Raw genomic sequence first — 24,425 nt, 5'->3', positions numbered from 1 at the left:
ACCAAAGGAGGAGACGCCGATGACGCAAGCCCCCGCTCAGGCCGCACCCGATCAGGCGCAGGAGGCCCGCCAGCGCATGAAGGACGGCACTGAACTGCTGGTCCGCACGTGGTCGCCCGACACCCAGGCGGGCGAACCGCGCGGCACCGTCATCCTCGTGCACGGCATGGCCGAACACAGTGGGCGCTACGTCCATGTGGCCAAGGTGCTGACCGACCTGGGCCTGCGCGTGCGAGCTTTCGACCTGCGCGGCCACGGCCGCAGCGGCGGCCCGCGCATGGCGCTCGACGCGCCGGACAACTACCTGACCGACCTGGCGGAAATCGTCGACGCCGCCGTCGCCGAATGGCACGAGATGCCGTTCGTGCTTGGGCACAGCATGGGCGGGCTGATCGTCGCGCGCTTCACCACTGCGCGCGTCCGGCCCGTGCGCGGCGTGCTGCTGTCATCGCCCGCGCTGCGCGTGAAATTGCCGCCAGGAACGGGCATCGTGCGGGGGATCCTCTCCGCCATCGCGCCGCGGCTGCCGGTGCCCAACCCCGTTGATCCGGCCAAGCTTTCCCATGATCCGAGCGTGGCAGCCGCCTATCGCGCTGACCCGCTCGTGCAGGGCACGATCAGTGCTTCCGTGCTGGAGTTCATGCTCAATGCCATCACCCAGACGCAACAGGACGCCCCGCGCCTCGAAGCGCCGATGCTGCTGATGGCAGGCGGCGCCGATTCGATTGTCGATCCGTCCGGCAGTCGCGATTTCTATGCGAATGCGCCGGAAGACTTGCGGACCTTGGCGTGGTTCGACAACGGGTATCACGAGATCTTCAACGAAGCCGAGCCGCTGCGCAGTCAGGTGTTTGGAAAGATGACGGAGTGGCTGGCTTCGCGGATTTGATTTGTAGTGAATTGGTCGCACCACAAGAATAAAAACCAATAACACCAAGGAAAAGAAGCACGGAGACATGGAAACGTACGACTACATCATCATCGGCGCAGGCTCCGCAGGCTGCGTCCTGGCCAACCGCCTCACACGCGATCCCGACGTGTCCGTGCTCCTGCTGGAGGCAGGCGGCAAGGACGACTACCACTGGATCCACATCCCCGTCGGCTATCTGTATTGCATCGGCAACCCGCGCACGGACTGGCTCTACCGCACTCGCGAAGAGCCCGGCCTGAACGGCCGCTCGCTCGGCTACCCGCGCGGCCGGGTGCTCGGCGGCTGCTCGTCGATCAACGGCATGATCTACATGCGCGGCCAGCGCGAAGACTACGACGGCTGGGCCGACATCACGGGCGATGCCTCCTGGAAGTGGGATGCGGTGCTGCCGCTGTTCAAGGCGAGCGAGAACCACCACGGCGGGGCCAACGCGTGGCACGGCGCCGACGGCGAATGGCGGGTCGAGCCGCAGCGCCTGCACTGGCAGATTCTTGAAACCTTCATCGAAGCCGCCGTGCAGGCCGGCATTCCGCGCACCAGCGACTTCAACCGCGGCGACAACTTCGGCGTCGGATACTTCGAGGTCAACCAGAAGCGGGGCATCCGCTGGAACACGGCCAAGGGCTTCCTGCGCCCCGCATCGCAGAGGCCGAACCTGACCATCATGACGGGCGCGCAGGTGCGTGCGCTGACCTTCAGCGGCAAGCGCTGCACGGGCGTGACGTATCGCGGGGCCGGGGTCGATTACTCGGTCGCGGCGCGCGAGGAGGTGATCCTCTCGGCGGGGGCGATCAACTCGCCGCAACTGCTCGAGCTGGCGGGGATCGGCCAGCCGGAGCGGCTGCAGGCGCTGGGCATTCCGGTGCGGCAGGCGCTGCCGGGCGTGGGCGAGAACCTGCAGGACCATCTGCAGTTGCGCAGCGTGGTCAAGGTGCACGGCGTGCCGACGCTGAACACGCGGGCCTCGAACTGGTGGGGCAAGGCGATGATCGGCATGCAGTACGCCTTCAACCAGAGCGGGCCGATGAGCATGGCGCCGTCGCAGTTGGGCGTGTTCGCGCGCTCGAATCCGCAGGTGTCGCGGCCCGATGTGGAGTACCACGTGCAGCCGCTCTCGCTCGACAAGTTCGGCGACCCGCTGCACGCGTTCAACGCGTTTACCGCCAGCGTGTGCAACCTGCGCCCGACCTCGCGCGGCACGGTGCACATCACCTCGGCCGACCCGTTTGCCGCGCCGACGATCGCGCCGAACTACCTGTCGACCGACGAAGACCGCAAGGTCGCGGCCGATTCCTTGCGGCTCACGCGCCGCATCGTCGCCCAGCCCGCCCTGGCGCAATACCGGCCCGAAGAGTACCTGCCCGGCGCCGCCTTCCAGACCGACGAACAACTCGCCCGCGCCGCCGGCGAGATCGGCACGACCATCTTCCACCCGGTCGGCACGTGCCGCATGGGGCGCGCCGACGACGTGAACGCGGTGGTCGATGCCCAGCTGCGCGTGCGCGGTATCGAAGGGCTGCGCGTGGTGGATGCGTCCATCATGCCGACCATCACCTCCGGCAACACCAACTCGCCGACGATCATGATCGCGGAGAAGGCCAGCGAGATGATCCGGGCGGCGCGCAAGGCGCGTGCGCGCGGCGAGGCGGTCGCGGTTTGAGGGGCGGCCGACATGGGCGTGACACACCGCCCATGTCCCATGAATAGGGCAATCGGTATTGCTCCGATACGTAACTCTACGTAAGCCCCATCAGCGAGCTGCAAACCCAATGCCGGTGCGGGTTTTGGGCTGTAAGCGATGTGCAATCCGCCTCGGTACAAACCCCGATGTTTTGCAACGCAACAGCCGTTGACAATCATCCGCACCAAAAAAAGAGGCGGGAGACAAGAGGGAATCATGGCGCAGGACATCATTCTCGAAACGCGCGGGCTGACCAAGGCCTTCAAGGGCTTTACCGCCGTGTCCGACGTCAACCTGCGCGTGCAGCGCGGGTCGATCCACGCCCTCATCGGCCCCAACGGGGCAGGCAAGACGACGTGCTTCAACCTGCTGACCAAGTTTCTGGTGCCCACGCGGGGCACGATCCTGTTCAACGGCGTCGACATCACCTCGGAGAAGCCGGCGCAGATTGCACGCCGGGGCGTGATCCGCTCGTTCCAGATTTCCGCCGTGTTTCCGCATCTGAGCGTGCTGGAAAACGTTCGCGTCGGCCTGCAGCGCCAGCTGGGCACGGCGTACGCGTTCTGGCGCAGCGAGCAGTCGCTCAATGTCCTGAATGAACGCGCGATGGAGCTGCTCGATCAGGTGGGCCTGACGCAGTTCGCGCACACCGTGACGGTGGAGCTGCCCTACGGCCGCAAGCGCGCGCTGGAGATTGCCACCACGCTGGCGATGGAGCCCGAGCTGATGCTGCTCGACGAGCCCACGCAGGGCATGGGCCACGAAGACGTGGACCGCGTGACGGAGCTGATCAAGCGCGTGGCCGCGGGCCGCACGATCCTGATGGTCGAACACAACATGAACGTGGTGTCGTCCATCGCCGACAAGATCACGGTGCTGCAGCGCGGCCAGATCCTGGCCGAGGGCCCGTATGAAGACGTCTCGAAGAACCCGCAGGTGATGGAGGCCTACATGGGCACCGCCGATGCGGCGCTGGAAGGCCACTGAGCCCGTCAAGGCCATGGAAGCAGTCGGCCGGCGCAGGCCGGTCACCGATGCAGCGGCTGGCTGCATCACCGAACGCTAGACCCGAACACACGAGAACACTGCATGAGCACGCCCGCGCTCCAGATCAAGGACCTGCACGCCTGGTACGGCGAATCGCACATCCTGCATGGTGTCGACCTGACCGTGAACCGCGGCGAGGTGGTCACGCTGCTCGGCCGCAACGGCGCGGGCCGCACCACCACGCTGCGCGCCATCATGGGCCTGGTGGGCACGCGCAAGGGCTCCATCGTCGTGCACGACGCAAGCGGCCAGGGCGTGGAAACGATCGACCTGCCGACGCACAAGATCGCCCACTGCGGCATCGGCTACTGCCCCGAGGAACGGGGCATCTTCTCCAGCCTCTCGTGCGAAGAGAACCTGATGCTGCCGCCGGTGCTGAAGGGGCAGGTGGCCAGGTCCGGCAATGCCGGCATGAGCATCGACGAGATCTACGAGATGTTTCCCAACCTGAAGGAGCGCCGCCAGAGCCAGGGCACGCGCCTGTCGGGCGGCGAGCAGCAGATGCTGGCGGTCGGGCGCATCCTGCGCACGGGCGCGAACCTGCTGCTGCTCGACGAGATTTCCGAGGGCCTTGCGCCGGTGATCGTGCAGGCGCTGGCCCGCATGATCCTGATGCTCAAGAAGCGCGGCTACACGGTGGTGATGGTGGAGCAGAACTTCCGCTTTGCCGCGCCGCTGGCAGATCGCTTTTATGTGATGGAACACGGCCGCATCGTCGAGCGTTTCGAGGCGGCGCAACTGCAGGACAAGATGCCGGTGCTGCACGAACTGCTCGGCGTGTAAGACGTTTTCCCGATCGACTTGCAAGACCATGCGCCAGCGTGATCCGCGGCGCGCACGACACAGGAGACAAGACCATGACACTCAAGAAGCTGGCTGGTGCATTGATGGCGGTAGGGCTGGGCGCGGCTGCATTCGGCGCGCATGCGCAGGTGAGCGGCGACAAGGTGAAGATCGGCTACATCACCGATCTCTCGGGCCTGTATGCCGACATCGACGGGCAGGGCGGTGTCGAGGCGGTCAAGATGGCGATCGAGGATGCGGGCGGCAAGGTGCTCGGCAAGCCGATCGAACTGGTGACGGCCGATCACCAGAACAAGGCTGACATCGCGGCGTCCAAGGCGCGCGAGTGGATGGACCAGCAGGGTATCGACATGCTGCTGGGTGGCACCAACTCCGCCACGTCGCTGGCGATGAGCAAGGTGGCGGCCGAGAAGAAGAAGGTGTTCATCGGCATCGGCGCCGGCACGGCCCGCCTGACCAACGAGGAATGCACGCCGTACACGATTCACTATGCGTATGACACGGTGGCCCTGGCCAAGGGCACCGGCAGCGCGGTGGTCAAGCAGGGTGGTAAGTCGTGGTTCTTCCTGACCGCCGATTACGCCTTCGGCCACTCGCTGGAGAACGACACCGCTGCCGTGGTCAAGGCCAACGGCGGCACGGTGGTGGGCTCAGTCAAACACCCGCTGTCGGCGTCGGACTTCTCGTCGTACCTGCTGCAGGCGCAGTCGTCCAAGGCGCAGATCCTGGGCCTGGCCAACGCCGGCGGCGACACGATCAACTCGATCAAGGCCGCCAAGGAATTCGGCATCACCAAGTCGATGAAGATCGCCGGCCTGCTGATGTTCATCAACGACGTGCATAGCCTCGGTCTGCAGACGGCCGAAGGCCTGTTGATGACCGACAGCTGGTACTGGGACACCAACGACGCCACGCGCAAGTTCGCCAACCGCTACTTCATGAAGATGAAGAAGATGCCGAGCAGCCTGCAGGCGGCGGATTACTCGGCGGTGTCGAACTACATCAAGGCGGTGGCCGCGGCCGGCACGGACGATCCGGACAAGGTCATCGCGCAGCTGAAGAAGACGAAGCTGGACGACTTCTACGCCAAGGGCATGATCCGCGCCGACGGCCGCTATGTGCACGACATGTACCTGATGCAGGTGAAGACGCCGGCCGAATCGAAGAAGCCATGGGATTACCTGAAGGTGGTGGCGACCATCCCGGGCGACCAGGCCTTCACCACGCCGGCCGAGTCGAAGTGCTCGCTGATGAAGAAGTAAGCGCGTAAGCAATCGGGTGCCGCCGTCCGCGCGGATGGCGGTGCCCTCAACGTTGTGTTGGTGTTCTTTCCCTGACCGCGATGGAAATCTTTGGCGTTCCGCTACCGGCCATGCTCAGCCAGCTGCTGCTGGGTCTGGTCAACGGTTCCTTCTATGCGATGTTGAGCCTGGGCCTTGCGGTCATCTTCGGGCTGCTCAACGTCATCAATTTTGCGCACGGGGCGCTCTTCATGCTGGGTGCGGTGCTCACGTGGATGGGCTTCTCGTACCTGGGCGTGCCGTACTGGGCGATGCTCGTGCTGTCGCCGCTGGTGATCGGGCTGCTGGGCGTGGTGATCGAGCGCACGCTCCTGCGCCACATCTACAAGCTGGACCACCTGTACGGCCTGCTGCTCACGCTGGGCGTGACGCTCGTCATCGAAGGCGTGTTCCGCGCCATCTACGGCGTCTCGGGCCTCCCGTACAGCACGCCCGACCTGCTGCAGGGCGCCACCGACCTCGGCTTCATGGTGCTGCCGAACTACCGGGCCTGGGTGGTGCTGGCCTCGCTGGTGGTGTGCTTCGCCACGTGGTTCATGATCGAGAAGACGAAGCTCGGCGCGTATCTGCGTGCCGGCACCGAGAACCCGAAGCTCGTCGAAGCGTTTGGCGTGAACGTGCCGCTGATGGTCACGCTCACCTACGGCTTCGGCGTGGCGCTGGCGGCGTTTGCGGGCGTGCTGGCGGCACCCGTCATCCAGATCTCGCCGCTGATGGGCCAGAGCATGATCATCACCGTGTTTGCGGTGGTGGTGATCGGCGGCATGGGGTCGATCATGGGCTCGATCGTCACCGGCCTCGGGCTGGGCGTGATCGAGGGGCTGACCAAGGTGTTCTATCCGCAGGCGTCGTCCACGGTGGTGTTCGTGATCATGGTGCTGGTGCTGCTGGTGCGGCCGGCGGGCCTGTTCGGTAAAGAGAAATAAGCGGCGCTATGCAAAACACCTCTTCCCTCAAATATGTGTTGTACGGCCTGCTGCTGGTCGCGCTGATTGCCGCGCCGCTGGTGGGGGCGTATCCGGTCTTCGTCGCCAAGCTGCTGTGCTTTGCGCTGTTTGCCTCCGCCTTCAACCTCCTGCTCGGCTACACGGGGCTGCTGTCGTTCGGGCATGCGGCGTTCTTTGGCGGCGCGGGCTACGTGGCCGGCTACCTGATGCGCGATCTGCATGTCACGCCGGAGCTCGGCCTGCTGGCCGGCACGGCGGCGGGTGCGCTCATCGGCCTGGTAGTGGGTCTGCTCGCCATCCGGCGCCAGGGCATCTACTTCGCGATGATCACGCTGGCGCTGGCGCAGATGCTGTACTTCTTCTGCCTGCAGGCGCCGTTCACCGGCGGCGAAGACGGCCTGCAAGGCGTGCCGCGCGGCAAGCTGTTCGGCGCGCTCGACCTGTCGTCGGACATGACGCTGTACTACGTGGTGCTGGTGATCGTGGCAGCGGCGTTCCTGCTGATCGTGCGCACGATCCACTCGCCGTTCGGACAGATTCTGAAGGCCATCAAGGAGAACGAGCCGCGCGCCACGTCCCTCGGCTACGACACCGATCGCTTCAAGCTGCTCGCCTTCGTGCTGTCGGCGGCGCTCACGGGCCTCGCGGGCTCGCTCAAGACGCTGGTGCTGGGCTTCGAGACGCTGACCGACGTGCACTGGTCGATGTCCGGCTCGGTGATCCTGATGACGCTGGTGGGCGGCCTCGGTATTCTGTCGGGCCCGCTGCTTGGCGCGGCGCTGGTGATCGCGCTGGAAAACAAGCTCGGCGACATCGGCAGCTTCCTGGCCGGCGCCACGGGCATCGACGGCTTCAACGTGCTCGGTGAATCCGTGACGACGGTGACGGGCGCGATCTTCGTGATCTGCGTGCTGACCTTCCGCCGGGGCATCATGGGGGAGATCGCCGCCCGGGTGCCGTGGCTGCGGCGTTGACGCCACAATAGGCGAAGATGCCGGTAAATTTCACCCGAACGGCTGATCTTGGTGCCTGATGCACCGTAAGGGTTTGCTCTAGTTGCTGCATTGCGGTGCATCTTTTACAGTCGCGTTACGGTTTTCGCACGAGATAAATGAGGCGGGAGCGAGGAGACGACAGCACACACCGCACGAAACGGTGGAGATGCTAAATAAAACAGAGGCCCTGCCGGGTGATCCCCGGCAGGGCCTTTTAGTTTGTAGCGCCGGCCGACAGGAGGGCGCGCCCCCGGGTGGTGACCGTCACGAGCTGCGTGTCGGGCGCGCAGTCCACCAGGCCATCAATGCACGCGTCCTCCCAGATCGACAGGCGCGGGCACGATGTCCGCCATGCCTCCAGGACTTCCGCATGGGGCCTCGGCCGCTCGGCCAGGGATTGCAGCAGCTGCAAGGTCAGGGCGCGGGTCGGGTCTGCCATGGCGGGCTCCATCACGGGGTGGCTCCCATTCTGGTTCTGGCATGCCGGCAAGAGAAATGCATTCGGTGTCGACGCCTATGCACGCGCTGCATGACAATGGCGCCTTCGCCCCGAACCGCCCATGACCCTGTCTACCCGCCTCGCCAACCCGGATGACCGGCCGCGCTTGCTGGCCGCCGTTGCATCGGGCGCCCCCCCGCTGCAAGTGGCCCACGCCGTCGATACCCTGCTCGCGCATCCGAGCGTGCACCCGTGCGTTCTCGTCGAGGCGGACGACGCGCTGGCGGGCGTGGCGCCGGCCACCCTGGTGCCGCATTTTGCGCTCGGCGGCCTGGTGGCATGGTTGCCGGTCGGGGTGATGACGTTCTCGGACGCGGCTGCCGTCCGGGATGCAGCCTTGGCTGCCATCCATGAGTACGCGCGCGCACATGGCATACTCCACGTCCTGCTGCCGCCTGCCGCGCTTGCCGCCGACGAGGCGTCTGCGCTCGGCTTTGTGCGCGATGCCTCCGGATGCTGGCGGCGCAGCGCGCGTCCGGCGCCCAAATCGCTGGCCTGATCCTTCCCGTTTCGCTTTCCCTGATGGAATTCGCTTTGCTCGCCGTGGCCGGCTTTCTGGCTGGCCTGATCGATGCCGTGGCCGGTGGCGGTGGCCTGGTGCAGATCCCCGCGCTGTTCTCGGCGTATCCGAACGTCGCGCCCGCCACGCTCATCGGCACCAACAAAGTCGCGTCGATGTCGGGCACGGCGACGGCGGCGGTGCGCTACGGCCGCACGGTGCGCATTTACTGGGGCGCGACGGCGCCGGCGGTGGTCACGGCGTTTGTGTTTTCGCTGCTCGGCGCGTGGGCGCTCACGCATATTCCGGCCGAGCCGCTGCGCCGTGCGCTGCCGTTCGTGCTGGCGGTGCTGCTCGTCTACACGGTGGCCAAGAAGAACCTGGGCGCCGATCACGCCCCGAGCCTCAAGGGCTGGCGCGAGCGCGCCGCGGCATTGCTGGCCGGCGCGGCCATCGGTTTCTACGACGGCGTGTTTGGCCCGGGCACCGGCAGCTTCCTGATGATCGCGTTCGTGCGCGTGTTTGGGTACGACTTCCTGCATGCGTCGGCGTCTACCAAGATCGTCAACCTCGCGACCAACGTGGCTGCGCTGTTGCTGCTGGCCGCCAAGGGGCACGTCTGGTGGCAGCTCGGCCTGGTGATGGCGGTTGCCAACGTCGCCGGCAATCAGGTCGGCAGCCACCTCGCGCTGCGGCACGGCAGCCGCTTCGTGCGCAAGGTGTTCATCGTGGTGGTGCTGGCGTTGATTATGAAGACGGCTTACGACGCCTTCATCCGTTGAGTTGCTTCTCGAGCGCCACGCTGCGCTCGGTAACGACATCGCCCGTGTGCTGCGTGGTTACGGTTTCGATCAGCATGATTCCGCATTCTTCGTCGGCCACCGGAAAGTGACGCACGCCGCGCGGCACGACGCAGAATTCGCCGGGGCCGAGGTGCACATCGGCGCGGTCTTCGAAAGCGATTTTCAAGTGGCCGTAGACCACGAAGAACAGCTCGTCTTCATTCGGGTGGTCATGCCAGACGAACTCACCTTTGAGCTTGGCGACCTTGATGTATTGGTCGTTGACCTGGCCGACGACGCGCGGGGACCAATAGTCCGTGACCTGTTCCAGGGCCTGCGTGACCTGTACGGCGTGTCCTGCGAGCATGATGCGCTCCGATGTGTGGGAAGGCACTGAAGATAAGGGCGGGCGCCGTGCATTCCCAACCAAACTTTCTAATCGCGCCGATCACGCGGGCTAATGCGCGGTGCGTTGTCACCGTGTTGCCGCACGAGCGCGCTACGCTGCAGGGTTCGGTTTTTACCCACGCAGCATCATGGCCCTGAGTCTCGACGACATCCGCACGCTGTTCGACCGCCACGGCAACATTGCCTACAGCGGCGAGCCCGTCACGCAACGCGAACATGCCCTGCAGACGGCGGCGTTGGCGCAGGCGGCCGGCGCGTCGGATGCGCTGATCACCGCGGCGCTGCTGCACGACCTCGGTCATTTGCTGAACCCGCAGGGCGAGACGCCGACCGCCCACGGCATCGACGATCAGCACCAGTACTTTGCGCTGCCGTTTCTGCGTGCGACGTTTCCCGATGCCGTGCTGGAGCCGATCCGCCTGCATGTGGATGCCAAGCGCTGCCTGTGCGCGATGGATGCGCATTACTACGCGCGCCTCTCAGCCGATTCCGTACGGAGCCTGGCATTGCAGGGTGGTGTGTTTTCGGCGCAGGAAGCCGAGGCCTTCATGCAGCGTCCGTACGCTGCCGATGCGCTGCAGCTGCGCCAGTGGGACGACCTCGCCAAGGTGGCCGGGCAGCGCACGCCTGATCTTGCGCACTTCCTGGCGACGGCGGCGCGGGTTTCAGCGGCAGCCTAGGGTGCGCAGCGTCGCGCCAACGGCTTCGTCCCACGGCGTATGCGGTTCGGCGCCCAGCGTCTGCACGAGCTTGGCGTTGTCCATGCGCACCGGGTGCTGCCACAGGTAACGCATTTCGCGCATCTCACGCAGCATCTCGGAAAACGGCGACAGCACCGGCAGGGCGCACCACGGGAACGCGCGCGTCTTGACCGGCCGGCCCACGACGCGCCCGATGGACGCGGCCATCTGCGTGCCGTCGGCATCCCAGTGGCCGCGCATGTGATAGACCGCGAAGTCGGGCAGACGGTCGCCTAGCTCGACCAGGCGCAGCATCGTCTCGGCCACGTCGGGCAGATAGGCCCACTGGTGGCCGATGCCGGCCGCGCCCGGATAGGTGATGGTGCGGACGGACTTGCCCGGCTTGACCAGCGCGCCGGCAAACCACGTGTTGCCCGTGTGTGGCCCGAAGAAATCGCCCGCGCGCACGATCAGGCTGCGCACGCCCTCCGCGCTTGCGGCCTGCATGCGACGCTCCAACTCCACGCGGATCTTGCCCTTGCGGGTGAGCGGCGCCTGCGCCGTGGTTTCACGCAGCACCGGGAACGTCTCGGGCCCAAAGTTGTACACCGTCCCGGGCAGCACGATGCGTGCGCCCGAAGCGCGGGCCGCGGCAATGGTGTTGTCGATCATCGGAAGCACCTGCCCGGCCCAGTTCTTGTAGCCCGGCGGGTTGACGGCGTGGATGATCAGTTCCGCGCCTTGCGCCGCGCCGACCACGTCGTCGCGCACCATCGCGTCGCCGCGAATCCATTCGAATGGGGTGTTGCGGTTGGTCAGCGCATCCGGATTGCGGTGCAGCGCCCGCACATGCCAGCCGCGTGCCACCAGCCGACGCGCCACTTCACCGCCGATGCCGCCGGTGGCGCCCAGTACCAATGCGATGCGTTTTGCCTGTTGGGTTGCCTGTTCCATGACCATGCTCCTGAGGTGTGGGAGAGCGTTGCGATGGACGCATTCTGGGCGCGACTGTGCTTCAATGGAATTGTTGATGATGAGCGTGCAGCTATACGAATTTGTATGAACGGAACTGAGCCCGGCTGGGAGCTGTATCGGACCTTTCTTGCCGTCGTGCGAGAAGGATCGCTGTCCGGCGCCGCCCGCGCGCTGGGGCTGACGCAGCCCACGGCGGGGCGGCATGTCGATGCGCTCGAACGGGCGCTGGGCATGTCGCTCTTCATCCGAACGCAGCAGGGGCTGAGCCCCACAGAAGCGGCGCTATCGCTGCGGCCGTTTGCGGAATCGCTCGAAGCCACGAGCGCCGCCTTGCTGCGCGCCGCGTCCAGCCAGGGCGAGGGCGTGCGCGGCACCGTGCGCATCACCGCCAGCGAGGTCGTGGCGGTGGAGGTGCTGCCGCCCATCCTCGCCGATCTGCACGCCGCCTATCCGGAGCTGACGCTCGAGCTGGTGCCTTCGAACCGGATGGAAGACCTGTTGCGCCGCGAGGCGGACATCGCCGTGCGCATGCAGCCACCGAGCCAAGGCGTGCTCGTCGCGCGGCACTTGGGGGAGATTGAATTGGGGCTGTTTGCGCACCGGCGCTATCTGGCACAGCGCGGCACGCCAACTACGGTGGAAGAACTCGCTGGCCACACGTTGATCGGCTACGACAAGGAGAACGCATTCCTGCGCAGCGTGCGAGCGCAGTTCCCGTGGATCCAACGCAACCGCTTCGCACTGCGCACCGACAGTGACCTGGCTGCGATTGCTGCGCTGCGCGCCGGCTTTGGCATCGGCTTCTGCCAGGTCGGCCTGGTGCGGCACAACGCAGATCTGGTTCGGCTGTTCAGCGATCAGGTTTCCATCACGCTCGACACCTGGCTCGCCATGCACGAAGACCTGCGTGACAGCCCGCGCTGCCGCGTCGTGTTTGATGCGTTGGCGACGGGGCTGCTGCGTTACATCAACGGCGATTGATCGATCGCGTTGTCAGCGGCCCTGGCGCAGTGGGTCGAGCAGACCCTTCAGGCCGTTGTGATCCAGCTCCTGCATCAACGCGAGCAAGCGGCCGATCTGCCCCGGCGGAAAGCCCTCGCGCGCAAACCAGTTGAGGTAATGGCCCGGCAGGTCGGCAATCAGGCGGCCCTTGTACTTGCCGAAGGGCATTTGCGTGGTGACGAGGCGTTGGAGGTCTTCGGGGTTCATGGGCGCTATTGTGCCCCCGACGCGGGGACGAACTTAGGCACCTGCTCCAGCAAATGCCCCACAAAACCGGAGAGCTTCGGCAGCGGCCGCCGATCCTGCCGATACACCACATGAATCGGCCGCGGCTCGGGCGCATACGCTTGCAGCACGCGCACGAGTCGGCCGCTGGCCAGGTCTTCGGCGACGAGCACTTCGGGCTGCAGCAGCAGGCCCGCACCGGCAACCGCGGCCGCGCGCAAGCCATGGCCGTCGTTGCAGGTGAAGGCCGGGTCGTCGCGCCAGGGCGTGGCGCCGCTCCAGCCGGCAAGCTGCCACGCATTGCGGTTGTTCCAAACCATGTGCGAAAGGCAGCGATGCTGCGGCAGGTCGGCCGGCGTTTCCGGCCGGCCGTACCGCGCCAGGTACTCCGGCGACGCGCAGATGACCATGCGATACACGCACAGCGGCTTGGCAACCAGATCGGCATCGCCCAGCGGGCCGATGCGGATGGCGAGATCGAACCCTTCGTCGACGAGATCGACCATGCTGTTGCTGAGGTTCAACTCCACGCGCACCTGCGGATGCGCCTGCTGGAAGGTCGCGGCCAGTGGCGCGATCACGCACGCGCCGAACGTGGTCGGCGCGCTCACGCGCAGCGTGCCCGAAGGCGACGCGCGCAGCCGTTCGACGGAGGTTTCTGCCCAGCGCACCTGTTCCAGCACACGCTTGGCATCTTCGTAGAACACGCGGCCGGCGTCGGTCAGGCTTTGGCGGCGCGTGCTGCGCTGGAGCAGGCGGGCGCCCAGTTGCGTCTCCAGAGCGCTCACATATTTGCCGACCATCACCGCGGACATTTCAAGCCGCGCCGCGGCCTCGGTGAAGTTGCCGCCTTCGACCACCGCGACGAAGGTCTCCATGCTGCGCAGCTTGTCCATATTCCGAACCATTGATTTGGAATGCCCGAAGGTATCACGGCTTTATCGCATGAGGGGTTCGGCCAAGAATAGGCGCCATTCCAACCGGATTTGCGAAGGAGCACAGCATGAAAATCGTCGTGATTGGCGCCAGCGGCACACTGGGCCGCGCCGTGGTGGCGGAGCTGGAGCAGGGCGGTACGCATGAGGTCATCCGCGTCGGCCGCACGCAGGGCGAGCATCAAGTCGACATCACGAATGCCGACAGCGTGGCTGCGCTGTTCGACAGGCTCGGCCGTGTCGATGCCATCGTCTCCACCGCGGGCAACCTGTTCTTCGGGCCGCTGACCAAGATGACGGCCGCGGATTTCAACGTTGGCCTGCAGGACAAGCTGCTGGGCCAGGTGCGCCTGGCGCTGGTCGGTCAGCATTATCTGAACGACGGCGGCTCGATCACGCTGACGACCGGCATCGTGGGGCAGGAGCCGATCGCCCAAGGCGCCAACGCCACTGCGGTGAACGCGGGCGTGGAGGGCTTTGTGCGCGCCGCCGCGTGCGAGCTGCCGCGCGGCATCCGCATCAACGCGGTGAGCCCGACGGTGCTGACCGAATCCATGGAGGCATATGGCCCGTTCTTCCCGGGTTTCGAGCCGGTCTCGGCAGCGCGCGCGGCGTTGGCGTATCGGCGCAGCGTGGAGGGCGTGCAGAGCGGCCGGGTGTACCGCGTGGGCTGAGTCCGCCCAGGTCGTGAACACGTTAAGTTTCGGGGTATCTCCCCCTTGCCCGCGTGGCGTGACTCCTTCTAGACTCGTTCATCCCCGACCCATCGGTCGGTCAATCGCAGATTCAGGGCGGGCGCAGACCCGCTCGACCTATCTCAGGAGACGGCATGAAGGTATCGCGCGCATCCCGCATTGCACTCGCCGCGACGGCGCTGTTGGCCGGTACGGCATTCGCCCAGGTGAAGGTCGGCATCACGGTGTCGGCCACCGGGCCGGCGGCGTCGCTGGGGATTCCCGAGAAGAACACCGTGGCGCTGCTGCCCAAGGAAATCGCCGGCAAGAAGGTCGAGTACATCGTGCTCGACGATGCGTCTGACACGACCACCGCCGTCAAGAACACACGCAAGCTCATCACCGAAGACAAGGTCGACCTGGTGATCGGTTCGACTGTCACGCCCAACTCCCTGGCGATGGTCGACGTGGTGGCCGAGAACGAAACGCCGATGATCACGCTGGCCGCCTCCGCGCGGATCGTCGAGCCGGTGGACGCCAAGCGCGCGTGGGTCTTCAAGACGCCGCAGAACGATTCGCACATGGCCACCGCCATTGCCGAGCACATGGCCAACCATGGCGTGAAGACCGTCGCGCTGATCGGCTTTGCCGATGCCTATGGCGATTCGTGGGCGCAGGAGTTCGACAAGGTGGCGGGGCTGCGCAAGCTGAAGGTTGTCGCCAACGAGCGGTTTGCGCGCACCGATACGTCGGTGACGGGCCAGGTGCTGAAGATCATGGCGGCCAATCCGGATGCAGTGCTGATCGCAGGCTCAGGTACGCCGGCCGCGTTGCCGGAGCGTGCGCTGAAGGAGCGCGGCTACAAGGGCAAGCTGTACCAGACGCACGGTGTGGCGAATGCCGATTTCCTGCGCGTGTGCGGCAAGGATTGCGAAGGCACGTTCCTGCCGGCCGGGCCTATCCTCGTGGCCGAGCAATTGCCCGACAGCAACCCGGTGAAGAAGCCGGCGCTGGCGTACAAGACCGCGTATGAGAAGGCCTACGGCGGCCAGGTCTCCACCTTCGGCGGGCACATGTGGGATGCCGGTCTGCTGCTCGCCCATGCGCTGCCCGAGGCGCTGAAGAAGGGTCAGCCGGGCACGCCGGCGTTCCGCAAGGGCCTGCGCGACGCGATGGAGACGACCACCAACCTCGCCATCTCGCACGGCGTGATGAACATGAACCCGAAGGACCACCTTGGCCTGGACCAGCGCTCGCGCGTGATGGTCGAGATCAAGGACGGCAAGTGGAAGCTGCAGAACTGATGGCGCTTCGCCTTCATCGCCGCACGCAAAACGCACGGTCCGCGCCGTGCGTTTTTGCTGTGAGGGCTCAGGCTTCGACCACGCTTTGCGGGACTGGCGCCGCGCTGCCTTCGGGCAGGGCGGCCTGAATCTCGGCGAGATCCGCGTCGCTCAGCTTCAGGTCTGCCGCGCCGAGCAGGCCATCGAGCTGATCCGGCCGCCGCACGCCGACGATCGCACCCGTGACCATCGGCTTGCGCAGCGTCCAGGCGATGGCGACTTCCGCCGGTGTCCTGCCGTACCGTGCGCCCACGCCACGCAGCACTTCCACGAGGGCCAGGTTGCGTGTCAGATTGGGCTCTTGGAACTCGGGGCTGCGTTGCGCGCGCCAATCATTGGCGGGCAGCGCGGCGATGCGCTCGCGCGTCATGCGCCCGGACAGCAGCCCCGATTGCAGCGGCGAATACACGATGTTGCCGATGCCATGGGCCGCCGTGTACGGCAGGATCGAGGCCTCGATGCCGCGCATCAGCAGCGAGTAGGGCGGCTGCAGGGACGCAATGGGCGCCACCGCGCGTGCGCGTTCCAACTGCGCCGCATCGAAGTTCGACACCCCGATGTGGCGGATCTTGCCCGCCTTGCGCGCCGCGTCCAGCGCCGCAATGGCTGCTTCGATCGACTGCTCGGGTGCCCCGGTCGGGAAGGCCGGCCAGTGGATCTGGTACAGGTCGATCGCGTTCACGTTCAGGCGGCGCAGGCTCTCGTCGATTTCACGTGAAAGCGATGCGGGGTCGAGCGAATGCGAAATCCGCCCCTGCGCATCCCACACCAGCGAGCCCTTGGTGAACACGTACGGGCGGAGTTCTGCGGGCAGCTCGCGCAGCGCGCGGCCGACCACCGTTTCGGCGTGGCCGAGCCCATAGGCGGCCGCCGTGTCGATCCAGTTGATGCAGGCATGCGCGGCCGCTGCGATGGCGCGGATGGTGTCTCCGTCATCCTGCGCGCCCCAGCCGTATTCCCAGTTGCCGCCGCCCGAGGCCCATGTGCCGAAGCCCAAGGGCGAGATGTGCAGGTCCGATTGGCCGAGTTGTCGTGTTTGCATGGCGATGTCCTTCTGAGGTGGAAAGAGGAGTCGCCAGTCTAGGCAGCGCCGGCGTGTGAATTAAGTGGATAGAATCGGATGCACTATGAAGAGGACATTCACAATCGACCCGGACCTGCTGCCTGCGCTCGACGCGCTGCGCCGCGTGGCGGAGGCCGGCAGCTTCACGCACGCGGCGGCGGCGCTGGACGTGTCCACGTCGGCGTTGTCGCAGACGATCCGACGGCTGGAATCGGCGCTCGGGGCGCAGTTGCTCGCGCGCACCACGCGACAGGTGAGCGTGACCGAAGCAGGGGAGGCGCTGCTCGCGGTGGTGCGGCCGAGTCTCGATGCGCTGTACGGCGCCATGGCGGAGGTAGGCGAGCGTGCGACCGAGCCGCGCGGCACGTTGCGCGTGACGGCCTCGCGGGTCGCGTATCAAGCCGTGCTGCAGCCGGCGCTGGCAGACTTCCTGTCGCGGTATCCGCGTATTGAATTGGAGGTATCGGTGGACGATGGGCTCTCCGCCATCGTCGCAGACCGCTTCGATGTCGGCATCCGCTTTGGAGAGCGCGTGGAGCACGACATGGTGAGCGTGCCGATCGGGCCGGCCCGGCGGATTGCGGTCGTGGGCAGCCCCGCCTATCTGCACGCGCACGGCGCGCCCGACACCCCGGATGCGCTGCGCGAGCACCGTTGCATCCGCTACCGCTTTCCGAGCAGCGGCGCGTTGTACGCGTGGGAGTTTGGCGAGCCCGGACCGGGCGGCGCAATCCAGACGGTGGATGTGGCGGGCGGCCTGGTGACCAACGACGTGCTGGCGATGGTCGATGCGGCGCGACGGGGGATCGGGCTCGCGCATGTGCTGGAAGACCTCGTCGCCGAGGACTTGGTGGCTGGGAGGCTGGTCCGCGTGCTCGAAGCGTGGTGCCCGGCCTTGTACCGTTTCCATCTCTATTTTCCACGCATGCCGCAGATGCCGGGCAAGCTGCGCACCTTCATCGATTTCCTCCGCGCCGGTGCCGGAGCCACGCCAGCGTTGAAGTGTTTCACGTGAAACACAGTCGCTTCCAGGGAAGCGGTGCATGTTTCACGTGAAACACAAAACGCGCACGAATTTCACGCCGATTGCCGCATCGTCGAACAGCGGGGTAGGTGGACGACTTATAATTCCGCTTCTTCAAATTCCGATGCCTCCATGCGAGGAGGAAGCCATGCTGTATCCAATTGAGTTCGATGTGATCGTGGTGGGCGGCGGACACGCCGGCACCGAGGCCGCGCTGGCGGCCGCGCGCATGGGTTGCCAGACCCTGCTGCTGACGCACAACATCGAGACGCTGGGGCAGATGAGCTGCAACCCGTCCATCGGCGGCATTGGCAAGGGTCATCTCGTCAAGGAAGTCGACGCGCTCGGCGGCGCCATGGCCATCGCCACGGACGAGGGCGGGATCCAGTTCCGCATCCTCAATTCCAGCAAGGGGCCGGCTGTCCGTGCGACACGCGCCCAGGCGGACCGTGTGCTGTACAAGGCGGCCATCCGTCGCCGGCTGGAAAACCAGCCGAACCTGATGCTGTTCCAGCAGGCCGTGGAAGATCTGCTGGTGGAAGGCGATCGCGTCGTCGGCGCGGTGACGCAGGTTGGCGTGCAGTTCCGTGCGCGCGCTGTTGTGCTGACCGCGGGGACGTTCCTGGACGGCAAGATCCACGTCGGCTTGAACAACTACACCGGCGGCCGCGCGGGCGACCCGGCGGCGGTGTCGTTGTCGGCGCGCCTGAAGGAGTTGAAGCTGCCGCAAGGGCGCCTGAAGACGGGCACGCCGCCGCGCATCGATGGCCGGACCATCGATTTCTCGGTCCTGGAAGAGCAGCCCGGCGACCTCGATCCGGTGCCGGTGTTCTCGTTCATGGGCCGCGCAGACATGCACCCACGACAGGTGCCGTGCTGGGTCACGCACACCAACGAGCGCACGCACGACATCATCCGCGCCGGCCTGGACCGCTCGCCTATGTATACCGGTGTGATCGAAGGAGTGGGGCCGCGCTACTGCCCGAGCATCGAAGACAAGATTCACCGCTTCGCCAGCAAGGACAGCCACCAGATCTTCCTGGAGCCGGAAGGCCTCACGACGAACGAGTTCTACCCGAATGGCGTATCGACGAGCCTGCCGTTCGACGTGCAGTTGGACCTGATCCATTCGATGCGTGGGCTGGAAAACGCCCACATCCTGCGCCCCGGCTACGCCATCGAATACGACTACTTCGACCCGCGTGCACTGAAGGCGTCGCTGGAATCGAAGGCGATCTCTGGTCTGTTCTTCGCCGGCCAGATCAACGGCACCACAGGTTACGAAGAGGCGGCGGCCCAGGGGCTGCTCGCCGGTATCAATGCGGGTCTGCAGGTGCAGGGCAAGGAGGCCTGGACGCCGCGTCGCGACCAAGCCTATCTGGGCGTGCTGGTTGACGATCTCATCACGCGTGGTGTGACGGAGCCGTACCGCATGTTCACCAGCCGTGCCGAATTCCGCCTGAGCCTGCGCGAAGACAACGCGGACATGCGCCTGACTGAGATCGGCCGCCAACTCGGTGTGGTCGACGATGCCCGTTGGGATGCCTTCAACCGCAAGCGCGACGCTGTTTCACGTGAAACAGAGCGCCTGAAGTCGACATGGGTGAACCCGGCCACGCTGCCCCGGGAACATGCCGAGCCCGTCCTGGGGAAGGGGATCGAGCGCGAATATGCGCTGGCCGACCTGCTGCGTCGCCCGAACGTCACGTATGAATCGCTGATGGGCATGCAGGGTGGCAAGTACGCGCCCGAAGTGCCGCTGGCGGAGGACCCGTTGCTCGCGGAGCAGATTCGCGAGCAGATCGAGATCGGCATCAAGTACCACGGTTACATCGCGCGCCAAGCGGATGAAGTCGAGCGCCTCGGGGCGAACGAGAACACCCGCCTGCCGGCCGATTTTGATTACTCGCAGGTGCGCGGCCTGTCGATCGAAGTGCAGCAGAAACTCGCCAAGCACAAGCCCGAGACCATCGGCCAGGCATCGCGTATCTCCGGCATCACGCCGGCTGCGGTGTCGCTGCTGCTGGTGCACTTGAAGAAGGGCGTGCTGCGCGGCCAGGTCGGCCGGCGGCCGGCCGCGGAAGGTGAGGCGGCCTGATGCCCAATGCATTGACGGACGCCCGGGTGGAGCTCGAAGCCGGCACGCACGCCCTTGGCCTGTCGCTGGATGCCGCGCAACTGGATCGGTTGCTGGCGTACCAGGGGCTGCTGGCCAAGTGGAACCGCGTCTACAACCTGACTGCCATCCGCGATGCGGGCGACATGCTGACGCATCATCTGCTGGATTCGCTGTCGGCCGTGTCGCGCATCGCAGCGCTGGTGCGCCGCGCGCAGCCTGACGCGCCGCGCGTCCTCGATGTCGGCTCGGGCGGCGGGCTGCCCGGCATTCCGCTGGCCATCGCGTGCCCGGACGTGAGCGTCACGATGGTCGACATCGTGCAAAAGAAAACGGCGTTTCTCACGCAATGCCGCGCCGAGCTTGGTCTCGCCAACGCCCAGTCGCATTGGGGCCACGTGGAAAAACTGGCAGACGCCACCGGCTACGGCGTCATCACCTCGCGGGCGTTTGCCGAGCTGGTCGACTTCGTGAACCTGGCTGGGCATCTGCTGGCACCGGGCGGCCGCATGGTCGCCATGAAGGGTGTCCGCCCGGATGCCGAGATCGAGCGCCTGCCCGCCGGTTGGGCGGTCGAAGCGATCGAACGTCTGGCCGTGCCGGGGCTGCCGGCCGAGCGTCATCTGGTCATCCTCGCGCCGTCGGCGTGAGTCGAACGCTGTTAGCGAGTCATTCACCGCAGAGGAGTCATGTCGAATATTTTCGTGATCGCCAACCAGAAGGGCGGGGTCGGCAAGACCACCACCACGGTGAACCTCGCGGCCGGCCTGGCTGCGCAAGGGCAGCGCGTGCTGCTGGTCGACCTCGATCCGCAGGGCAACGCTTCGATGGGCTCCGGCATCGACAAGCACACGCTGGAGTTCAGCGTCTACCAGGTGCTGGTTGGCCTGGCGACGATCCCGCAGGCGCGCCAGCGCTCGGAAGCCGGCCGCTATGACGTGCTTCCCGCCAACCGCGACCTGGCTGGCGCGGAAGTCGAGCTGGTCGACCTCGAGCATCGCGAAAACCGCCTCAAGCTTGCACTGGCCGAGGTGGATGCTCAGTACGACTTCGTCCTCATCGATTGCCCGCCGTCGCTGTCGCTGCTCACGCTCAACGGCCTGTGCGCCGCGCACGGCGTGGTCGTGCCGATGCAGTGCGAGTATTTCGCGCTCGAGGGGCTGTCCGACCTGGTCAACACCATCAAGCAGGTGCATGCGAACCTGAACCGCGATCTCAAGGTGATCGGCCTGCTGCGCGTGATGTTCGACCCGCGCGTGACGCTGCAGCAGCAGGTGTCGGCGCAGCTGGAGTCGCACTTTGGCGACAAGGTTTTCAAGACCGTGATCCCGCGCAACGTGCGCCTGGCCGAGGCGCCGTCGTACGGCATGCCCGGCGTTGCGTTCGACCCAGCGTCAAAGGGCGCCAAGGCTTACCTGGATTTCGGCGCCGAGATGATCGCCCGAGTGCGCCACCTGGCCGAACTGCCGGCCTGAGGCACAAGACGCGCAAGAGGAACCACATGAGCACGATGAAGAAAAAGGGATTGGGCCGCGGCCTCGAAGCGCTGCTGGGCAGTCCCGCCGAGATTGTCGAGACGGCCAAGCAGGAAGGTGCGCCCACGGTGCTCAGGCTCGACCAGCTGCAGCCGGGCAAATACCAGCCGCGCACGCGCATGGACGAAGGCGCGCTGCAGGAGCTGGCCGCGAGCATTCGGGCGCAAGGCCTGATGCAGCCGATCCTGGTGCGCAAGGTCGAATCCGACGGGCCGCAGCAGAAGTACGAGATCATCGCCGGCGAGCGCCGCTTCCGAGCCTCGCGCCTGGCCGGGCTGACCGAAGTGCCGGTGCTCGTGAAGGAGGTGCCGGACGAATCCGCCGCCGCCATGGCGCTGATCGAGAACATCCAGCGTGAAGACCTCAACCCGCTGGAAGAGGCCCAGGGCATTGCGCGCCTCGTGCGCGAGTTCCAGTTCACGCACGAACAGGCCGCCGAGTCCGTCGGGCGTTCGCGCAGCGCGGTGTCGAACCTGCTGCGCCTGCTAAACCTGGCGCAGCCCGTGCAGACCATGCTGATGGCTGGCGACCTCGACATGGGCCACGCCCGTGCACTGCTCGCCGTCGATGGCGCCTCGCAAATCACCCTGGCCAACCAGATCGTCAACAAGCGCCTGTCGGTGCGCGAGACGGAAAAGCTGGTCGCGTCGACCCTCAAGCCGTTCGAACTCAAATCGCTCAAGCAGAAGGGCGGTCATCAGAACAGCCGCGACGTTGCGCGGCTGGAAGAAGAACTGGCCGATCTGCTCGGCCTGAGCGTGCAGATCAAGTTGGCCGCCAAGGGCCGCGGTCAGTTGACTGTGCAGTTCGGCAGTCTGGAGGAGTTCGATGGCCTGCTCGAGCGCCTGCGTCCCGGCGGCGGCGACGAAGCGACGGCCTGACCGGCAACCACCGCGCAACTGCGACAGTTTGACGCAGGGTCGGTGGACCGCGCCGCCGCGCCGTTTGCGGGCAGCGGCGCGCACCGTAGCGGTGCAATTACCTCCGGGATCATCGACGCTGCGTCGCGTCGACACCATCATGGAATCGCCGGGATCGCGGTGTGCTCAGGTGGATTCGGGTCCCGGCCGCAGCACGGCATTGCGCGCAGCGCGCGGAACAGACCGGCGCAGGGTGCTGTCGAAGGCGCCCGCACGAGCGCACGCTTGCGCGTTGACTGGCGAATGCCATGTCCCGTAGAATCGTGCGGTTTTAAATCCGCCTGACCCAAAGCGGTGCGGCATGATGAGAGACCATTCTTCCATGCAGCCAAGCGAGCGGCAACGGCCCCATTCTTACGCTTCGTTGGAAGCCGCCCGACCATCGTCGGCGCAGGATCCGAAGCGCGACGACTGGGACGATGCAGGTGAGGCGGAGCCGCCAGTGCATGTGCTGTCGCATGACGAAGCGGTCGCCCTGTTCGGCGAGCGCGCCCTGCAGGCTTCGCGCATCACGCCTTTTTCCATCGTGCTCGGCCAGGTGGCCATCACACTGCTGTGTGCGCTCGGTTGGTATATCGGCAGCTGGTTTGCAGGCACGGGGTCTGCGTCAGCCGGCGAAGCCGCGCTGTCGGCCCTGCTGGGTGGCGGCGTGTGCGTCGTGCCTTCGGCGTGGTTCGCGATGCGGCTGTCGACGGCCAGGGGTTTTGAATCCATTGCCCGCCTCGTCGTGGGCGAAGCGATCAAGGTGCTCGGCACCATCGCGCTGCTGGTGGTCGTGGTGGTGGTGTTCAAGGGACTGCACTGGGTGCCCCTGCTGATCACCCTGATCCTGGCGCTGAAGATGTACTGGGTCGGTCTGGCACTGCGCTGACCGCGACGACGGACCCAAGCCTGCGGCCATGCGGCGGGCACACGGAACATGTCAGAACACGGCAGGAACCTGTGGCAGGAGAAGCCCGGGTTCATTGCCCTGACACTCCGAACGAATAAGGTGGCGCGTTTCAGCCGCGTGCAGTCCGCGATCTCCGGGGCAACCCGTCGAGCATCGGGCGCGAACTGGAACGGATCACGAAGAATGTTTCGCAATATTGGACTGAGTCATCATGGCAACTGAAGTCGCAGAAGCCGCCGGCCACGCCGCCGAGCACGCTCTTACGCCTTCCGCGTATATCGCGGAGCATTTGCAGAATTTCAACAGCATCGGCGGCAAGCAGGCGTCGGTGGTCGACTTCTCCGTCATCAACTGGGACACGATGTTCTGGTCCGTGTTGATGGGCGCGATCGGCCTGATCTTCCTGGGCATCGCCGCACGCCGTGTCACTTCGGGCGTTCCCGGCCGCTTCCAGGCGTTTGTCGAACTCGTCGTCGAGATGGTCGACGACCAGGCCAAGGGCATCATCCACGGCGATCGTTCCTGGATTGCTCCGCTGGCGCTGATGGTCTTCGTGTGGGTCACGCTGATGAACGCGGTTGACCTCGTCCCGGTGGATTGGGTCACGGGCGTCAACCATCTGCTCGGCAGCTTCGGCCTGCACGTGCCGCACCATCGCGCAGTGGCCACGGCCGACCTGAACGGCACCTTCGGCATGTCGTTCGCCGTGCTGATCCTGATGATCTACTACAGCTTCAAGATCAAGGGCGCGGGCGGCTTCGCGCACGAGCTGTTCTCCGCTCCGTTCGGCGCCAAGTGGTACCTTGCGCCGTTCAACCTGATCCTTAACATCATCGAATTCCTCGCCAAGGCTGTGTCGCTGGGCATGCGGTTGTTCGGCAACATGTACGCGGGCGAACTGGTGTTCCTGCTGATCGCGCTGCTCGGCTCGATCTGGACGTTCGGTGCCGACTTCTCGGCGCTGGGTTTCGTGGGTCACGTGGTGGCCGGTGCAGTCTGGGCGATCTTCCACATCCTGATCGTTCTGCTGCAGGCGTTCATTTTCATGATGCTGACGCTGGTGTACATCGGCCAGGCACATGACCATCACTAAGTAGCGGTTCAGGTTCTCCGGTTCCGTTTGGTTTTTTCAAGTTCCTCAGTTCTT

At 65.8% G+C, this 24,425-nt stretch carries 26 protein-coding genes; 20 read left to right on the top strand and 6 right to left on the bottom strand.

Features of this window, described 5'->3' with window-relative positions; all coding sequences use genetic code 11:
- Nucleotides 1–19 precede the first annotated feature (19 nt).
- The 7 genes from KHN96_RS14515 (at nucleotide 20) to KHN96_RS14485 (ending at nucleotide 7,685) form a co-directional block, all read left to right on the top strand.
- Nucleotides 20–889 (top strand): alpha/beta hydrolase, encoded by an 870-nt coding sequence (locus tag KHN96_RS14515; RefSeq protein ID WP_062737683.1) that lies wholly within the window; start codon nucleotides 20–22, stop codon nucleotides 887–889.
- Between the two features lie 67 nt (nucleotides 890–956).
- The gene (locus tag KHN96_RS14510; RefSeq protein WP_045785306.1) at nucleotides 957–2,591 is read left to right on the top strand and encodes a GMC family oxidoreductase; all 1,635 of its coding nucleotides are present in this window, start codon (nucleotides 957–959) and stop codon (nucleotides 2,589–2,591) included.
- A gap of 237 nt (nucleotides 2,592–2,828) precedes the next feature.
- Nucleotides 2,829–3,599 (top strand): ABC transporter ATP-binding protein, encoded by a 771-nt coding sequence (locus KHN96_RS14505; protein WP_045785305.1) that lies wholly within the window; start codon nucleotides 2,829–2,831, stop codon nucleotides 3,597–3,599.
- A 102-nt stretch (nucleotides 3,600–3,701) separates the two neighbouring features.
- On the top strand, nucleotides 3,702–4,442 hold the full coding sequence (locus KHN96_RS14500; protein ID WP_045785304.1) for an ABC transporter ATP-binding protein: 741 nt from the start codon (nucleotides 3,702–3,704) through the stop codon (nucleotides 4,440–4,442).
- Between the two features lie 74 nt (nucleotides 4,443–4,516).
- Nucleotides 4,517–5,725 (top strand): ABC transporter substrate-binding protein, encoded by a 1,209-nt coding sequence (locus KHN96_RS14495; protein WP_045785303.1) that lies wholly within the window; start codon nucleotides 4,517–4,519, stop codon nucleotides 5,723–5,725.
- Nucleotides 5,726–5,805: 80 nt separating this feature from the next.
- Nucleotides 5,806–6,690, top strand: a complete 885-nt coding sequence (locus tag KHN96_RS14490; RefSeq protein ID WP_045785302.1) for a branched-chain amino acid ABC transporter permease — start codon at nucleotides 5,806–5,808, stop codon at nucleotides 6,688–6,690.
- A gap of 8 nt (nucleotides 6,691–6,698) precedes the next feature.
- Entirely contained in the window at nucleotides 6,699–7,685 is a 987-nt protein-coding gene (locus tag KHN96_RS14485) for a branched-chain amino acid ABC transporter permease (protein WP_045785301.1), read from the top strand.
- A 235-nt stretch (nucleotides 7,686–7,920) separates the two neighbouring features.
- Here KHN96_RS14485 and KHN96_RS14480 read toward each other — a convergent pair whose 3' ends face one another.
- Entirely contained in the window at nucleotides 7,921–8,145 is a 225-nt protein-coding gene (locus KHN96_RS14480) for a hypothetical protein (RefSeq protein ID WP_062737684.1), read from the bottom strand.
- Between the two features lie 121 nt (nucleotides 8,146–8,266).
- Here KHN96_RS14480 and KHN96_RS14475 point away from each other — a divergent pair, with 121 nt between their 5' ends.
- Together KHN96_RS14475 and KHN96_RS14470 are read left to right on the top strand one after the other, a co-directional pair.
- Complete coding sequence (locus tag KHN96_RS14475) at nucleotides 8,267–8,704, top strand: hypothetical protein (RefSeq protein ID WP_062737685.1); 438 nt, start codon at nucleotides 8,267–8,269, stop codon at nucleotides 8,702–8,704.
- A 23-nt stretch (nucleotides 8,705–8,727) separates the two neighbouring features.
- Nucleotides 8,728–9,486 carry a sulfite exporter TauE/SafE family protein gene (locus KHN96_RS14470; RefSeq protein WP_062737706.1) on the top strand — a complete coding sequence of 253 codons (759 nt, stop codon included), beginning with the start codon at nucleotides 8,728–8,730 and terminating at the stop codon, nucleotides 9,484–9,486.
- Here the strand turns inward: KHN96_RS14470 and KHN96_RS14465 are convergent.
- Entirely contained in the window at nucleotides 9,476–9,853 is a 378-nt protein-coding gene (locus KHN96_RS14465; protein WP_027678833.1) for a cupin domain-containing protein, read from the bottom strand. The genes KHN96_RS14470 and KHN96_RS14465 overlap by 11 nt on opposite strands.
- 169 nt (nucleotides 9,854–10,022) lie before the next feature.
- Here KHN96_RS14465 and KHN96_RS14460 point away from each other — a divergent pair, with 169 nt between their 5' ends.
- Complete coding sequence (locus KHN96_RS14460) at nucleotides 10,023–10,574, top strand: phosphonate degradation HD-domain oxygenase (RefSeq protein WP_062737686.1); 552 nt, start codon at nucleotides 10,023–10,025, stop codon at nucleotides 10,572–10,574.
- Here the strand turns inward: KHN96_RS14460 and KHN96_RS14455 are convergent.
- Nucleotides 10,560–11,528: an SDR family oxidoreductase gene (locus KHN96_RS14455; RefSeq protein WP_062737687.1), complete on the bottom strand. Its 969-nt coding sequence runs from the start codon at nucleotides 11,526–11,528 to the stop codon at nucleotides 10,560–10,562. The genes KHN96_RS14460 and KHN96_RS14455 overlap by 15 nt on opposite strands.
- 105 nt (nucleotides 11,529–11,633) lie before the next feature.
- Here KHN96_RS14455 and KHN96_RS14450 point away from each other — a divergent pair, with 105 nt between their 5' ends.
- Entirely contained in the window at nucleotides 11,634–12,530 is an 897-nt protein-coding gene (locus KHN96_RS14450; protein WP_062737688.1) for a LysR family transcriptional regulator, read from the top strand.
- 12 nt (nucleotides 12,531–12,542) lie between these two features.
- Here the strand turns inward: KHN96_RS14450 and KHN96_RS14445 are convergent, their stop codons facing one another.
- Nucleotides 12,543–12,758 carry a DUF3820 family protein gene (locus KHN96_RS14445; protein WP_027678837.1) on the bottom strand — a complete coding sequence of 72 codons (216 nt, stop codon included), beginning with the start codon at nucleotides 12,756–12,758 and terminating at the stop codon, nucleotides 12,543–12,545.
- Nucleotides 12,759–12,763: 5 nt separating this feature from the next.
- Nucleotides 12,764–13,672: a LysR family transcriptional regulator CrgA gene (crgA, locus tag KHN96_RS14440; protein ID WP_062737689.1), complete on the bottom strand. Its 909-nt coding sequence runs from the start codon at nucleotides 13,670–13,672 to the stop codon at nucleotides 12,764–12,766.
- Nucleotides 13,673–13,779: 107 nt separating this feature from the next.
- Between crgA and KHN96_RS14435 the strand changes: the two genes are divergently transcribed.
- Both KHN96_RS14435 and KHN96_RS14430 read left to right on the top strand, forming a co-directional pair.
- Nucleotides 13,780–14,385: a short chain dehydrogenase gene (locus KHN96_RS14435; RefSeq protein ID WP_045785292.1), complete on the top strand. Its 606-nt coding sequence runs from the start codon at nucleotides 13,780–13,782 to the stop codon at nucleotides 14,383–14,385.
- Between the two features lie 155 nt (nucleotides 14,386–14,540).
- On the top strand, nucleotides 14,541–15,689 hold the full coding sequence (locus KHN96_RS14430; protein ID WP_062737690.1) for an ABC transporter substrate-binding protein: 1,149 nt from the start codon (nucleotides 14,541–14,543) through the stop codon (nucleotides 15,687–15,689).
- 67 nt (nucleotides 15,690–15,756) lie between these two features.
- Here KHN96_RS14430 and KHN96_RS14425 read toward each other — a convergent pair whose 3' ends face one another.
- Nucleotides 15,757–16,770 carry an aldo/keto reductase gene (locus KHN96_RS14425; RefSeq protein WP_062737691.1) on the bottom strand — a complete coding sequence of 338 codons (1,014 nt, stop codon included), beginning with the start codon at nucleotides 16,768–16,770 and terminating at the stop codon, nucleotides 15,757–15,759.
- Between the two features lie 85 nt (nucleotides 16,771–16,855).
- Between KHN96_RS14425 and KHN96_RS14420 the strand changes: the two genes are divergently transcribed.
- The 7 genes from KHN96_RS14420 to atpB all read left to right on the top strand — a co-directional run bounded on the left by KHN96_RS14420 (nucleotide 16,856) and on the right by atpB (nucleotide 24,371).
- A complete protein-coding gene (locus KHN96_RS14420) occupies nucleotides 16,856–17,806 on the top strand; it encodes a LysR family transcriptional regulator (protein WP_062737692.1) in 951 nt (316 codons plus the stop codon).
- A 157-nt stretch (nucleotides 17,807–17,963) separates the two neighbouring features.
- A complete protein-coding gene (mnmG, locus tag KHN96_RS14415; RefSeq protein ID WP_045785288.1) occupies nucleotides 17,964–19,913 on the top strand; it encodes a tRNA uridine-5-carboxymethylaminomethyl(34) synthesis enzyme MnmG in 1,950 nt (649 codons plus the stop codon).
- Nucleotides 19,913–20,581, top strand: coding sequence for a 16S rRNA (guanine(527)-N(7))-methyltransferase RsmG (gene rsmG, locus KHN96_RS14410; RefSeq protein ID WP_045785287.1), 669 nt, complete (start codon nucleotides 19,913–19,915; stop codon nucleotides 20,579–20,581). The genes mnmG and rsmG overlap by 1 nt, the downstream gene beginning before the upstream one ends.
- Before the next feature lie 39 nt (nucleotides 20,582–20,620).
- Nucleotides 20,621–21,406 (top strand): ParA family protein, encoded by a 786-nt coding sequence (locus KHN96_RS14405; protein ID WP_045785286.1) that lies wholly within the window; start codon nucleotides 20,621–20,623, stop codon nucleotides 21,404–21,406.
- 26 nt (nucleotides 21,407–21,432) lie between these two features.
- Complete coding sequence (locus KHN96_RS14400) at nucleotides 21,433–22,347, top strand: ParB/RepB/Spo0J family partition protein (RefSeq protein ID WP_045785285.1); 915 nt, start codon at nucleotides 21,433–21,435, stop codon at nucleotides 22,345–22,347.
- Nucleotides 22,348–22,828: 481 nt separating this feature from the next.
- Nucleotides 22,829–23,257 carry an ATP synthase subunit I gene (locus tag KHN96_RS14395; protein ID WP_373271744.1) on the top strand — a complete coding sequence of 143 codons (429 nt, stop codon included), beginning with the start codon at nucleotides 22,829–22,831 and terminating at the stop codon, nucleotides 23,255–23,257.
- Between the two features lie 232 nt (nucleotides 23,258–23,489).
- Nucleotides 23,490–24,371, top strand: a complete 882-nt coding sequence (gene atpB, locus KHN96_RS14390) for a F0F1 ATP synthase subunit A (protein WP_045785283.1) — start codon at nucleotides 23,490–23,492, stop codon at nucleotides 24,369–24,371.
- Nucleotides 24,372–24,425 lie beyond the last annotated feature (54 nt).

This window comes from Ralstonia mannitolilytica, assembly GCF_905397375.1.
Classification (GTDB): domain Bacteria; phylum Pseudomonadota; class Gammaproteobacteria; order Burkholderiales; family Burkholderiaceae; genus Ralstonia; species Ralstonia mannitolilytica.
The sequence above is the reverse complement of the archived record's forward strand: the minus strand, read 5'-3'. Positions and strand labels throughout refer to the sequence as shown.

Coding starts and splice junctions, on each gene's coding strand:
- KHN96_RS14515 (WP_062737683.1), top strand. CDS start 20: ATGACGCAAGCCCCCGCTCAGGCCGCACCCGATCAGGCGCAGGAGGCC.
- KHN96_RS14510 (WP_045785306.1), top strand. CDS start 957: ATGGAAACGTACGACTACATCATCATCGGCGCAGGCTCCGCAGGCTGC.
- KHN96_RS14505 (WP_045785305.1), top strand. CDS start 2,829: ATGGCGCAGGACATCATTCTCGAAACGCGCGGGCTGACCAAGGCCTTC.
- KHN96_RS14500 (WP_045785304.1), top strand. CDS start 3,702: ATGAGCACGCCCGCGCTCCAGATCAAGGACCTGCACGCCTGGTACGGC.
- KHN96_RS14495 (WP_045785303.1), top strand. CDS start 4,517: ATGACACTCAAGAAGCTGGCTGGTGCATTGATGGCGGTAGGGCTGGGC.
- KHN96_RS14490 (WP_045785302.1), top strand. CDS start 5,806: ATGGAAATCTTTGGCGTTCCGCTACCGGCCATGCTCAGCCAGCTGCTG.
- KHN96_RS14485 (WP_045785301.1), top strand. CDS start 6,699: ATGCAAAACACCTCTTCCCTCAAATATGTGTTGTACGGCCTGCTGCTG.
- KHN96_RS14480 (WP_062737684.1), bottom strand. CDS start 8,145: ATGGCAGACCCGACCCGCGCCCTGACCTTGCAGCTGCTGCAATCCCTG.
- KHN96_RS14475 (WP_062737685.1), top strand. CDS start 8,267: ATGACCCTGTCTACCCGCCTCGCCAACCCGGATGACCGGCCGCGCTTG.
- KHN96_RS14470 (WP_062737706.1), top strand. CDS start 8,728: ATGGAATTCGCTTTGCTCGCCGTGGCCGGCTTTCTGGCTGGCCTGATC.
- KHN96_RS14465 (WP_027678833.1), bottom strand. CDS start 9,853: ATGCTCGCAGGACACGCCGTACAGGTCACGCAGGCCCTGGAACAGGTC.
- KHN96_RS14460 (WP_062737686.1), top strand. CDS start 10,023: ATGGCCCTGAGTCTCGACGACATCCGCACGCTGTTCGACCGCCACGGC.
- KHN96_RS14455 (WP_062737687.1), bottom strand. CDS start 11,528: ATGGAACAGGCAACCCAACAGGCAAAACGCATCGCATTGGTACTGGGC.
- KHN96_RS14450 (WP_062737688.1), top strand. CDS start 11,634: ATGAACGGAACTGAGCCCGGCTGGGAGCTGTATCGGACCTTTCTTGCC.
- KHN96_RS14445 (WP_027678837.1), bottom strand. CDS start 12,758: ATGAACCCCGAAGACCTCCAACGCCTCGTCACCACGCAAATGCCCTTC.
- crgA (WP_062737689.1), bottom strand. CDS start 13,672: ATGGACAAGCTGCGCAGCATGGAGACCTTCGTCGCGGTGGTCGAAGGC.
- KHN96_RS14435 (WP_045785292.1), top strand. CDS start 13,780: ATGAAAATCGTCGTGATTGGCGCCAGCGGCACACTGGGCCGCGCCGTG.
- KHN96_RS14430 (WP_062737690.1), top strand. CDS start 14,541: ATGAAGGTATCGCGCGCATCCCGCATTGCACTCGCCGCGACGGCGCTG.
- KHN96_RS14425 (WP_062737691.1), bottom strand. CDS start 16,770: ATGCAAACACGACAACTCGGCCAATCGGACCTGCACATCTCGCCCTTG.
- KHN96_RS14420 (WP_062737692.1), top strand. CDS start 16,856: ATGAAGAGGACATTCACAATCGACCCGGACCTGCTGCCTGCGCTCGAC.
- mnmG (WP_045785288.1), top strand. CDS start 17,964: ATGCTGTATCCAATTGAGTTCGATGTGATCGTGGTGGGCGGCGGACAC.
- rsmG (WP_045785287.1), top strand. CDS start 19,913: ATGCCCAATGCATTGACGGACGCCCGGGTGGAGCTCGAAGCCGGCACG.
- KHN96_RS14405 (WP_045785286.1), top strand. CDS start 20,621: ATGTCGAATATTTTCGTGATCGCCAACCAGAAGGGCGGGGTCGGCAAG.
- KHN96_RS14400 (WP_045785285.1), top strand. CDS start 21,433: ATGAGCACGATGAAGAAAAAGGGATTGGGCCGCGGCCTCGAAGCGCTG.
- atpB (WP_045785283.1), top strand. CDS start 23,490: ATGGCAACTGAAGTCGCAGAAGCCGCCGGCCACGCCGCCGAGCACGCT.